Origin of the sequence: Microbulbifer taiwanensis, assembly GCF_014904815.1 — a bacterium.
Lineage (GTDB): Bacteria > Pseudomonadota > Gammaproteobacteria > Pseudomonadales > Cellvibrionaceae > Microbulbifer > Microbulbifer taiwanensis.
In genome coordinates this window covers 1-11280 of the sequence record NZ_JACZFR010000018.1, presented here as the reverse complement: position 1 = coordinate 11280, position 11280 = coordinate 1, and the positions used below count along the sequence as shown (strand labels likewise).

At 59.3% G+C, this 11280-nt stretch carries 9 protein-coding genes and 1 tRNA gene; 9 read left to right on the top strand and 1 reads right to left on the bottom strand.

Annotated features, from left to right (window positions below; genetic code table 11):
* Positions 1–10: 10 nt before the first annotated feature.
* Positions 11–559: a hypothetical protein gene (locus tag IG627_RS06675; RefSeq protein WP_193191414.1), complete on the bottom strand. Its 549-nt coding sequence runs from the start codon at positions 557–559 to the stop codon at positions 11–13.
* A 308-nt stretch (positions 560–867) separates the two neighbouring features.
* Here IG627_RS06675 and gltX point away from each other — a divergent pair, with 308 nt between their 5' ends.
* The 9 genes from gltX to rfbD all read left to right on the top strand — a co-directional run bounded on the left by gltX (position 868) and on the right by rfbD (position 11014).
* Positions 868–2343, top strand: a complete 1476-nt coding sequence (gltX, locus tag IG627_RS06670) for a glutamate--tRNA ligase (RefSeq protein WP_193191412.1) — start codon at positions 868–870, stop codon at positions 2341–2343.
* Positions 2344–2738: 395 nt separating this feature from the next.
* Positions 2739–2814: transfer RNA gene (locus tag IG627_RS06665), tRNA-Ala, on the top strand.
* 523 nt (positions 2815–3337) lie between these two features.
* Positions 3338–4129, top strand: coding sequence for an ABC transporter permease (locus IG627_RS06660; protein WP_193191410.1), 792 nt, complete (start codon positions 3338–3340; stop codon positions 4127–4129).
* Positions 4126–4836: an ABC transporter ATP-binding protein gene (locus IG627_RS06655; RefSeq protein ID WP_193191408.1), complete on the top strand. Its 711-nt coding sequence runs from the start codon at positions 4126–4128 to the stop codon at positions 4834–4836. The genes IG627_RS06660 and IG627_RS06655 overlap by 4 nt, the downstream gene beginning before the upstream one ends.
* A 6-nt stretch (positions 4837–4842) precedes the next feature.
* The gene (locus IG627_RS06650; RefSeq protein ID WP_193191406.1) at positions 4843–6081 is read left to right on the top strand and encodes a sugar transporter; all 1239 of its coding nucleotides are present in this window, start codon (positions 4843–4845) and stop codon (positions 6079–6081) included.
* Positions 6082–6367: 286 nt separating this feature from the next.
* A complete protein-coding gene (locus tag IG627_RS06645; RefSeq protein ID WP_193191404.1) occupies positions 6368–8002 on the top strand; it encodes a polysaccharide biosynthesis/export family protein in 1635 nt (544 codons plus the stop codon).
* A gap of 232 nt (positions 8003–8234) precedes the next feature.
* Complete coding sequence (gene rfbA / locus IG627_RS06640; protein WP_193191403.1) at positions 8235–9173, top strand: glucose-1-phosphate thymidylyltransferase RfbA; 939 nt, start codon at positions 8235–8237, stop codon at positions 9171–9173.
* Positions 9174–9404: 231 nt separating this feature from the next.
* The gene (rfbC, locus tag IG627_RS06635) at positions 9405–9953 is read left to right on the top strand and encodes a dTDP-4-dehydrorhamnose 3,5-epimerase (protein ID WP_193191401.1); all 549 of its coding nucleotides are present in this window, start codon (positions 9405–9407) and stop codon (positions 9951–9953) included.
* Between the two features lie 188 nt (positions 9954–10141).
* Entirely contained in the window at positions 10142–11014 is an 873-nt protein-coding gene (rfbD, locus tag IG627_RS06630; protein ID WP_193191398.1) for a dTDP-4-dehydrorhamnose reductase, read from the top strand.
* Positions 11015–11280: the final 266 nt, after the last annotated feature.

Here is an 11280-nt window from a genome sequence, read left to right as displayed (position 1 = left end):
CAATTCCAGATCAGCTACCGGAAACGGTAACGGTCAGCGTGTCGGTAAAGCTGGCAGTGGAGCTGATACCTTCCCACTGGGCGGCCGGAATAGAGATGAAAATCCGCGCGTTTTCAGAGCTGCAGCCCAGGTTGCCATTGTTGGTGAAGGTGCCGGGCACGGCGCCTGTGCCATTGGGGCTGGTGCCACTGCCGGCAGTTTCGTCATCGTCAAATGCGACGTCGTAGCTGATGGTCTCGGTGCCGTTGTCCAGCGTATAGGTGCCAGTGCCGGCAGTGCCATTGGCGCTGTCGAGCTGTACGGTGTAACCGGTAAAACCGAGGAAGCCGATACAGATCTCTTCGGTCTGGGTGATGGGGCTGCCGACGGTAGCGCCATCAGTGGTGAGGCCGATGTCGCCGAACATGCGCGCAACGATCAGGTTGCCGACGGTGAGAGTGATTTCGCTAGTGCCAGTGGAGCTGACGCTGTCGACAGTGCCGTCAGATGCGGCAAACACTGAGAAGGAGGTCGCCATCGCAGTGGCGGCGATCAGAGAGCGAATGATATTTTTTTTCATGGCGTATCTTCCTGGGACCATAAGAAAGCTGTTTTTTAATGTGGTGGCGATTTTACAGGTAAAGACCCTACGTCGACTAATGTTATTGGTTTAGTCAAGGCTTTCCATGCAATTGGTGCCAATGATACCGAATTCGTGATTTCTGTCACGATTTTCATGGCTTTTTTCTTGTCATTTGATGCATGAGTGGAACCTTGTGCTAGAAAGTCAGGTTTTCGCTCCTCCCTGTGCCGGAAGCGTCACCAGCGCTATAATCGCGCGCCTCAAAATGATTAACCGTGATCCAGATCAATCCAGCCAGGCTTGCCATGACCGTAAGAACCCGAATCGCACCTTCCCCCACCGGCGATCCCCATGTGGGCACCGCCTATATTGCCCTGTTTAACCAGTGCTTTGCCCGCGCCCAGGGCGGCCAGTTTGTGCTGCGGATCGAGGATACCGACCAGCAGCGCAGTACTCCCGAGTCGGAGAAGGCCATCCTCGACAGCCTGCGCTGGCTGGGCCTGGACTGGCAAGAGGGGCCGGATGTGGGCGGCCCCCACGGCCCCTATCGCCAGAGCGAGCGCGGCGACATCTATAAGAAGTACTGTGACGAGCTGGTGGAGAAGGGCCACGCCTTCCACTGCTACCGCACCGCCGAAGAGCTGGAGCAACTGCGCGAACAGCTGCGCGAAGCCGGCCGCACCGCGCTGAAGCCCAGCGACCTGGCCCTGCCGGAAGCCGAAGTCGAGAAGCGCCGCAGCGCCGGCGAGCCCTATGTGGTGCGCATGAAAGTGCCGGAAGAGGGCGCCTGCGTAGTGGAAGATCTGCTGCGCGGCCCGATTGAAATCGAGTGGGGCCAGGTCGATGCGCAGATACTGCTCAAGTCCGATGGCATGCCCACCTACCACCTGGCCAACGTGGTGGACGATCACCTGATGGAGATCACGCACGTGCTGCGCGGTGAGGAGTGGATCAACTCCGCCCCCAAGCACAAGCTGCTGTACGAATACTTCGGCTGGGAGATGCCGGTGCTCTGCCACCTGCCGCTGCTGCGCAACCCGGACAAGACCAAGCTGTCCAAGCGCAAGAATCCCACATCCATCCTCTATTACCAGCGCGCCGGATTTATGCCCGAGGCGCTGCTGAACTACCTGGGCCGTATGGGCTGGTCCATGCCGGACGAGCGCGAGAAGTTCTCCCTGGACGAGATGCTGGAGCACTTCGATATCCACCGCGTATCCCTCGGCGGCCCGGTGTTCGACGTGGAGAAGCTGTCCTGGCTGAACGGCCTCTGGATTCGCGAGCTGGAGAACGAACAGCTGGCCGATCGCCTGACCGAGTGGATGTTCAACCGCGACAACCTGCTCAAGGTGCTGCCCCACGCCCGCGAGCGCATGGAGACCTTCGGCGACTTCGCCCCCTTGGTCAGCTTCCTCGCCGCCGGCCAGCTGCCGCTGACCGAGGCCAGCTTTGCGGACAACAAGCTGGAGCTGGATGAGCAGAAGAAGCTGCTGCAGTTCGCCCTCTGGCGCCTGGAGGCTCTGCGCAGCTGGGACCGCGACAACATCTTCCAGACGGTGAAGTCCCTGGCCACATCGATGGAGATCAAGCTGAAGGACTTCAACGCGCCGCTGTTCGTTGCCATCAGCGGCACCACCGCGTCCTTCTCTGTAATGGATGCCATGGTCCTGCTAGGTCCCGATCTCAGCCGCGCCCGCCTGCGCCACGCTGTGGACGTACTCGGCGGTGCCGGCAAGAAGGTGCTGAAGCGTTGGGAGAAGGAGTTTGCGGCGCTGGTCTGACGCCATTTGTGGGAGCCCGCCCGGCAGGCGATTCTGGAGGTCCCTCGGAAGCCCCCCGCAGAGTTTTTTCCGCCATTCCGGCGCAGGCCGGAACCCAGTTACCACCGAACTGGATCCCGGCCTGCGCCGGGATGACGGTTGGGATATAGGAAAGCTTGAGTTCCAGCGCCAGGGATTTTTCGCCTGCTGGGCAGGCTCCCGCCCCAGTGTTTCTATCGCCATTCCGGCACAGGCTCTGCCCCGGGATGGCGACTGGAGTCGCGGGCGCGAAACCCTTGGAACCAAATGCGACGCCCCAGTCGCTAACTATTTGATTAAAAAGTTATTTTTCTTGTTGACAGGGGGCGGGGCGCTGTTAAAATGCGCCCCGCTTTCGACGGAAAGCCACCCAATTCGGGGCCTTAGCTCAGCTGGGAGAGCGCAACACTGGCAGTGTTGAGGTCAGCGGTTCGATCCCGCTAGGCTCCACCAATTTCTTAAGGGGCCGTGCTCAATAGAGCGCGGCCCCTTTTTTTGTCAGTTGATAATCTGTCGCCACTATCCAGTGATGATGACCTGCAGTTGCAGTCTGGGTTTTCTGAGGGTGTGGCGATCAGGGTTTCGAGTTCACATTGGCCCTTTTATTGCTTTTCCGTTACACGGCACCGCTAAATTTCTTCTGCACTACAGCCTCTACCCGACTCGATGCTCCCGTCGTGTAATGCTGTGTAATGACGCTGGGAATGAATACCTGGCCACGCTTGGGTAGAATTCGCTCGGATTTCAGGGGCGGGAAGTTTCCACTGCAGTCAATAGCTAATGCGCTGGCAGATTATTTAGCTTGACTCAGTGTTCGAAAAAATTGAGACTTCCGTCACGTTTTTCTCGTGGTCTGCTTGATCGCGGCCGTTTAGGGGCTTTCCGTACTGTCTGGCGTTTCCAGTCTGGCTCAATAGGCTACTTTTCAATCAGCTTGGTTGAACAAACAACACTCAATTGAAAAAACAATTTCGACATGGGCCCGACTGCACAACGCACAGCCTGGCAGATCCAGTGCGACGTCATTCACGCGTTGCTGGTGCGCGAGATGAAAACCCGCTTTGGCAAGTGGAAGCTGGGCTATGCCTGGGTGTTGCTGGAGCCGGCCATGCACATCATGGTGTTGGCAACCATCTTCAGCTTTCTGGGGCGGGAGTTCTATCCCGGCATTCCGACAGTGCTGTTTATGCTAGCGGGTATTGCCCCCTTCCTGTTCTTCACTCACAGCTTTAGCAAATCCCTGGCGGCGGTGGAATCCAATCGCGGCCTGTTCAACTACCGCCAGCTGCGCCCCTTCGATGCGGTGGTGACCCGGGTGCTGCTGGAGTTTGCCATCTACCTGTTCAGCCTGGTGGCCCTGCTGGGAATTCTCGCCTGGTTCGGCATAGCGGCCACCTTTAATGACTTCCTGCTGCTGGTAGCGGTGAATATCCTCTACCTGTGTTTCTGCCTCGGCCTGAGCCTGGCCCTGTGCGTGGCCGGTGCGAAATACCCGGAGGCGGCCAAAATGGGGCCCATGATCCAGCGGCCCCTGTACTTTATGTCCGGGGTCTTCTTCTCCTTGGAGCAGATTCCCGAACAGTACCACCCCTACCTGGCCTGGAACCCGCTGCTGCACGTGATTGAGCTGACCCGAGAGGGCCTCTTCGCCAGCTACCACGGTATGTTTGCCAACCTGCCTTACCTGGCCTTCAGTTCACTGGCCATGCTCGGCTTTGGCTTGCTGGTGTATCGGGCCAGCTGGCGAGACCTGGTGCGCAGCCAATGATAGAACTGCGCAACCTTACCAAGTCATTCCGCACGCCCCACGGGCGCAAGGTACTGTTCAAGGATGTGAACGCGGTTTTCCCGGAAGGAAAGAATATCGGCATCCTCGGCCGCAATGGTGCCGGCAAGTCCACCCTGTTGCGCATTATGGGCGGCATAGACTACCCGGATTACGGGCGGGTGATTACCAACGAGCGCATCTCCTGGCCTATGGGTCTCGCCAGTGGCTTCCAGGGCAGTATGACCGGTCGCGAGAATGCCGAGTTTATCTGCGGCATTCACGGTATCTGGGGGCGGGACCGGCGGAAGGTGCTGGACAGGGTGCAGGACTTCGCCGAGATCGGCGACTACTTCGATGCACCGGTAAAGACTTACTCTTCCGGTATGCGCTCCCGCCTGGCCTTCGGCCTGAGTATTTCTGTGGACTTCGATTGCTACCTGGTGGACGAGGTGATGTCTGTCGGGGACGCGCACTTCAAGCACAAGTGTGAACAGGTTATCGCCGAAAAACGCAAGACAGCCAACTTTATTATCGTTGCCCACGCCATGCCGCAACTGAAAAAGAATTGTGATGTCGGAATCTACCTGGGGCCGCAAGGGCTGCAGATTTTTGATTCTGTGGAAGAGGCGATAGAGCTGTACCAGCAGGGACTCCCCAAGCCCAGGGCACAACAACAGAATCGAGCCGCACAGGCCCTCAACGCATAAGTGAACATGGAAACGAATACACCGCTCGCCGCAGAGCAAAATAAAAAGCCCGACAGCGGCGCGCTGAAAAAAGCTTCTGACGCGGTAAAAGGTATGGTGGCAGGCTTCGCCGCCAACGAACCGCGCGCAGGGCAGGGTGCCCGTGGCTCCGCGCTGCGCCGCTGGCGCGGCCTGGTGTTGTGCGTGGCCCTGCCACTGATGCTGGTGAGTGCCTACTACCTCTTCGCCGTTTCCGACCGCTTTGTCAGCAGCACGCAGCTGATCGTGAAAGACAACAGCTCCAGCCAGGGCATGTCGTCCACCCTCGGGTTCCTGATGCCGGGAGTGGGTGCGGACAACCAGGATGCCTTCCTGGTGGTCAACTATATCCAGTCCCTCGATATGGCCCTGTACCTGGATGAGACACTGCAGCTCGCCGACTACTACAAGAGCGATCGCTACGACCTCTTCTCGCGCCTCGCGGCCGATGCCACCCAAGAAGGCTACCTGGAATACTACCGAGAGCATATTGCCATCGGCCACGACGAAGCCACAGGCATCATCACTATCGAGATGCAGGCCTTCGAGCCGGAATTCGCGCGCAGGCTGATTGAGACGGTCACGCAGAAATCCGAGGATTTCGTCAACGCCATCAGCAATCAGCTGGCGGACAAACAGGTGGCCTTCGTGCGCAGCGAGCTGGAACTGGCACAGGGCAAGCTGCGCACCGCCAAGCAGGAAATCCTCGACTTCCAGAATCGCAACAAGGTGGTCAGCCCGGAAGAACTCACCAAGGGTATCAGCGGCATCATCCAGGGGCTGGAGGCCAAGCTGGCCGAGCAGCGCGCCAAGCTCACCGCGGCCAAAACCTATTTGAATCCCGGTTCATCCCAGGTCGTCTCCATGCAGGCGGAAATCGATGCGTTGGAAAACCAGATAGCCGCGGAGAAAGAGCGCCTGGTAGGCGTCTCCGATACCCAGGGCGAACAGCGCCTCAACAGCCTCAGCGCCCACTTCCAGAACCTGCAACTGGACCTGCAGTTCGCCACCGACGCCTACGCCGCATCGCTCAAGGCACTGGAAACCGCGCGCATGGAGGCCTCCGGCAGGCTCAAACACCTGATGGTGGTAAGCCAGCCCTCCCTGGCGGAGGAGGCCGAATACCCGCGCAAGCTGTATAACCTGGCCAGCCTGGCCGTGATTTTGCTACTGATTTACGGCATCGGGAAAATGCTGGTATCCAGCATCCGCGACCACAGGATTTAGAACTTTTGTCATTCCGGCGCAGGCCGGACTGCGAAGGCATGGATGCCGTAGCGAGCATTCGCGCAGCGAATGGCCCGAAGGGCGTGGCGCAGGAGCGCTACCTTATCCAGGTGCCACCGAACTGGATACCGGTACCGGATCAAGCCCGGCACAGGCTCTGCGCCGGTATGACGAGCTTCAGAGCGTAGGATGGGCAAAGGAGCGTAGCAACGTGCCCATCACGATCGGAGCGATGGGCACGCTTGGCCCGGAACACAAACAATTACGAATTAATAGATCGACACAGATGATCGCAAAAAAACTAAAAACCTACGGGGGATTACTGGGGCTGATGAGTGCCCTGGTATGGCCAAATGCCCAGGCCCTGGAAACCCAACTGCTGGATAAAGAAGAACAGACGGAGATCCTGCAATCCGGCGTCCCCGTCTTTGGCCAGTCCCTGTTCCAGGGCGCCTTCAAGGACCAGCCTTTCAGCGGTTTCAACCCCGACTACCGCATCACCGTCGGCGACCAGGTCAACCTGCAGCTGTGGGGCGCTTACAGCTTCAGCGCCACGCTGCCGGTGGACCCCCAGGGCAATATCTTCGTACCCGAAGTCGGCCCGGTGCACGTGGCCGGCGTGAATAACGGCGAGCTCAACGAATTCGTACTGCGCCATGTCAAGCGCGTGTTCAAAAACAACGTGCGCGCCTATGCCAACCTCGAAGCCAGCCAGCCGGTAAAGGTTTTCGTCACCGGCTATGTCAACAACCCTGGCCTGTACAACGGATTTTCCTCCGACTCCATTCTCTACTACCTCGACAGTGCCGGCGGCATCGACCGCGACAGCGGCAGCTTTATCGATGTGAAAGTGCTGCGCGGTGACCAGCTGCTGCAAAAGGTCAACCTATACAATTTCCTGGTCGAAGGCAGTATGCCCGCACTGCAGCTGCGCAATGGCGACGCCATAGTGGTCGGTGCGCGCAACGGAGCCGTTTCCATCGAGGGCGCGGTACAGCAGGCCGCGCAGATCGAATTTATCGGCCCCTACACCCAGCTGGGTGAAATGCTGCTGGTGGCCAAGCCCGATCCGCAGGCCAACTTTGCCCGTATCACCCAGGTGATCGACGACCGGCAGCAGGCCAGCTACCTGCCGCTGGAAGAGGCCCTGACCACGCCGCTGTATCCGGGCGCCCGGGTGGAACTGGTACGCGACAACGACATCCAATCAATTTCCGTCAGCGTCAGCGGTGAACTGGATGGCCCCGCCAGCTATGTACTGCCCTACGGCGCTACCCTAGAAGACCTGCTGTCGCAGCTGAATTATCGCGACAACGCCGATCAATCCGCCGTGCAGCTGTACCGCAAGAGTGTGGCCGACAAACAGCGCGCTGCACTGGAGCGCTCGCTGGATGCCCTGCAGATGGAAGTCCTCACCCGCCAGCCGAATACCGAACTGGAAAAGGGCGCCCAGTCGGAAAACGCCGCCATGATCCAGAAATTTATCGCCCAGGCGCGCAAGGCCCAGCCGCGTGGCCAGGTAGTGCTGGCCAACAATCCCAATGCTGCCAGCATGCTGCTGGAGGACGGCGACGAACTGGTGGTGCCGCTGAGGAACTCCACTGTCTCCGTGGTGGGCGAAGTGATATTCCCGACCTCGCTGGTATTCAACGAGCGCCACACACTCGAAGACTACATCGAGATGGCCGGCGGTTTCGCCAACAACGCCAACCAGGACGAGCTGGTGATACTGCACCTGGACGGCACCATCAGTCGCATAGACGACAGCAAATTCGATAATCGCCTGAAAGGCGAGTTGCGCCCGGGCGACGAAATCATGGTGATGCCAAAAATCCAGTCCAGCGAACTGCAGGTCACCAAGGATGTCACAGAAATTCTCTACCGTATCGCAGTGGGGACAGCAGCAGTACTGTCCTTCTAACCGCGCCCCTCTCCCGCTTGCGAGAGAGGGGTTGGGGGAGAGGGGACATTGGCAGGCAAACAGGGGTAAACGGCGACTAAACGGCAGTGGATGCTCGCCAGCCGCAAAAAAAATGGGGACGCCCAAACGGCGCCGACAGTTTCCGGCAAATGCAGCACACCCTTTGGGGAGGGTGGTGCCGGAAATGGCGGTCGCTGTGCAGGGCAATTAATCTAGGTTCCAGGGGGACACAATGATTGCGAAAGGATCTTCAACCAGAAAGGGAATCATTCTCGCCGGTGGTTCCGGCACGCGCCTGTACCCGCTCACCAAGGGTGTCAGCAAACAGCTGATGGCGGTGTACGACAAACCGATGATCTACTACCCGCTCACCACACTGATGCTGGCGGGTATCCGCGATATCCTGATCATCACCACGCCGGAGGAACAGTGCCTCTACCAGCGCCTGCTGGAATACGGCTCCCAGTGGGGCATTAATATCAGCTACGCGATACAGCCGAGCCCGGATGGTCTGGCGCAAGCGTTCCTGATCGGCCGCGAGCATGTAGGCAACAACAGCAGCGCCCTGGTGCTCGGCGACAATATCTTCTATGCCCAGCACTTCAGCCAGATACTGCAGCAGTCCGACGCCCGCCATGACGGCGCCACCGTATTCGGCTACCGCGTCGCCGATCCGCGTGCCTATGGCGTGGTGGAGTTCGACAAAGCGGGCAGGGCAGTAAGCCTGGAAGAGAAACCGGCACAGCCGAAATCCAACTACGCCGTAACCGGTCTCTACTTCTACGACAACCAGGTCTGCGACCTGGCGCGGGAGATCAAACCCAGCCCCCGCGGCGAGCTGGAAATCACCGATATCAACAAGATCTACCTGGAGCGCGGCCAGCTCAACGTGGAGCTGATGGGCCGCGGCAGCGCCTGGCTGGATACCGGTACCCACGACAACCTGCTGGAAGCCGCGCATTTTGTACAGACCATCGAACGCCGCCAGGGCCTGAAAATCGCCTGCCCGGAAGAAGTGGCCTACCGCAAGGGCTTTATCTCGGCGGAACAACTGGAAAAGCAGGCCCACCCGCTGCTGAAGAGCGGCTACGGAGAATACCTGCTGAACCTGCTGCTGGAAACCGGCGAAAGCTCGCCCTTCAACCAGCAACGCTTCGCCGCCGCCCTCTGAAACCCGTAGGGGCGAACCTCGTGTTCGCCCGAGAAAGGTCGGCAATACTCCGAAGCAATTTCGCTGGCAGAAAAAATTGGCAACCTGTCGTCATCCCGGCGAATGCCGGGATCCAGTCGAACCACTGGATTCCGGTACCGGATCAAGTCCGGCACAGGCTCTGCGCCGGAATGACACCTGTAGGGGCGAACCTCGTGTTCGCCCAACAAAACAAAACGAACACAAAGCAGCATGAACGTAATAGAAACCGCCATCCCCGACGTAAAAATCATCGAACCCAAAGTCTTCGGTGACCACCGCGGCTTCTTCTTCGAATCCTTCCGCCAGGACGTATTCAACAGAGAGTGTGCAGAGCGCGTGTTCGTCCAGGACAACCACAGCAAATCCACCCAGGGCATACTGCGCGGCCTGCACTACCAGACAAAGCAGACCCAGGGAAAATTAGTGCGAGTGACCAAGGGCGAAGTCTTCGACGTAGCGGTAGATATTCGCAAAAGCTCCCCCACTTTCGGCCAGTGGGTAGGCGTCACCCTGTCCGCAGAAAACAAACGCCAACTCTGGGTCCCGGAAGGCTTCGCCCACGGCTTCTACGTCACCAGTGACGAAGCCGAGTTCGTGTACAAATGCACAGACTACTACGCCCCTGAGCACGAACACAGCATCCGCTGGGATGACCCGGATCTGGCGATCGAATGGCCCCTGGTAAACAACGAAGCTCCCAACCTCTCCGCCAAAGACACGGAAGGAAAGCTCCTGAAGGACGCAGTCACCTTCGACTAGCCCGGGACCGCGGAGCTCCAGCTCCGCAAAAGCGGCGAAGCCGCCCCAGGGAACGCCGAGCTCCGGTTCGGCAACGGGCCGCAGACCCGAAAAAAGCCGTAGGAGCGGCCCATGGCCGCGATCAATATCGCCGACAACACCAAACCCGGCCCGAAACAAAGAACGACCAAAGTTACCGAATTCGACCAATGAAAATTCTCATAACCGGCAAAAACGGCCAACTGGCCCAGGAGCTGCATAAACGCAAACCAGCCAATATCGAGCTGGTAGCCCTGGATCGCAACGACCTGGACATCACCAACGCCACCCAGGTCACGCAAGCCATCGCCGAACACAAACCGGAAGTTGTCATCAACGCCGCCGCCTATACGGCAGTAGACAAGGCCGAATCGGAAAAGGAACAGGCCTACGCCGTCAACGCCACAGGCCCAGAAAACCTGGCCGCAGCCTGCAAAGAATTCGGCATACGCTTGATCCACGTCTCCACAGATTTCGTCTTCGACGGCCAAAGCTCCACCCCCTACCAGCCACAGCAACCGGTGCGCCCCCTAGGCGTATACGGCGAAAGCAAGGCTGCCGGAGAGGCGGCCGTCCAGTCCCTGTTGCCCGAAGCCGTAATACTCCGCACCGCCTGGGTCTACAGCGCCCACGGCGCCAACTTCACAAACACCATGCTGCGCCTGATGAACGAGCGCGACCAGCTGGGCGTAGTCGCCGACCAAATAGGCACCCCGACCAGCACCCACACCCTGGCCGAAGCCATCTACACGCTGATAGAAAAGCCGCAAGCAAAAGGCACCTACCATTGCACCGACGCCGGCGCCGCCAGCTGGTACGACTTCGCCGTAGCCATCTACGAAGAGGGCAAAGAAGCGGGTCTGCTCCCAGCAGAAAAGCAGGTACAGATAAAACCGATCGCCACAGCCGACTACCCAACCCCGGCAGCAAGACCAGCCTACAGCGTCCTGGACAAAACCAGCTTGGTAGCAGAAGTGGGAATAGAACTAAAACACTGGCGCCAGGCACTGCGCCAAGTTTTAAAAGAAAAAGCTGCCCCGTAGGGGCCGAAGGCGCCGTGAATACCTGGAGCGGCCGGAACGAACCTTGTGTTCGCCCTTCGTAGCTAGAGCCCGCGAAGAAACGAGAAAAAAATGATGTAGGAGCGGCCGGTGGCCGCGATCAACCCGGGACCGCGGAGCTCCAGCTCCGCAATACGGCAAAACCGCAGCTGGGATCACCGAGCCCCCCCCCCCCCCCTTCCGGGGGGGGGGCGGGGGGGGGGGGGGGGGGGGGGGGGGGGGGGGCCGCCCCCCCGCCCCCCGGCAAG

What these genes read in the sequence shown, in the direction of transcription:
- IG627_RS06650 (WP_193191406.1), top strand. Translation starts at nt 4,843, where the DNA reads ATGGAAACGAATACACCGCTCGCCGCAGAGCAAAATAAAAAGCCCGAC.
- rfbA (WP_193191403.1), top strand. Translation starts at nt 8,235, where the DNA reads ATGATTGCGAAAGGATCTTCAACCAGAAAGGGAATCATTCTCGCCGGT.
- gltX (WP_193191412.1), top strand. Translation starts at nt 868, where the DNA reads ATGACCGTAAGAACCCGAATCGCACCTTCCCCCACCGGCGATCCCCAT.
- rfbC (WP_193191401.1), top strand. Translation starts at nt 9,405, where the DNA reads ATGAACGTAATAGAAACCGCCATCCCCGACGTAAAAATCATCGAACCC.
- IG627_RS06660 (WP_193191410.1), top strand. Translation starts at nt 3,338, where the DNA reads ATGGGCCCGACTGCACAACGCACAGCCTGGCAGATCCAGTGCGACGTC.
- IG627_RS06655 (WP_193191408.1), top strand. Translation starts at nt 4,126, where the DNA reads ATGATAGAACTGCGCAACCTTACCAAGTCATTCCGCACGCCCCACGGG.
- IG627_RS06675 (WP_193191414.1), bottom strand. Translation starts at nt 559, where the DNA reads ATGAAAAAAAATATCATTCGCTCTCTGATCGCCGCCACTGCGATGGCG.
- rfbD (WP_193191398.1), top strand. Translation starts at nt 10,142, where the DNA reads ATGAAAATTCTCATAACCGGCAAAAACGGCCAACTGGCCCAGGAGCTG.
- IG627_RS06645 (WP_193191404.1), top strand. Translation starts at nt 6,368, where the DNA reads ATGATCGCAAAAAAACTAAAAACCTACGGGGGATTACTGGGGCTGATG.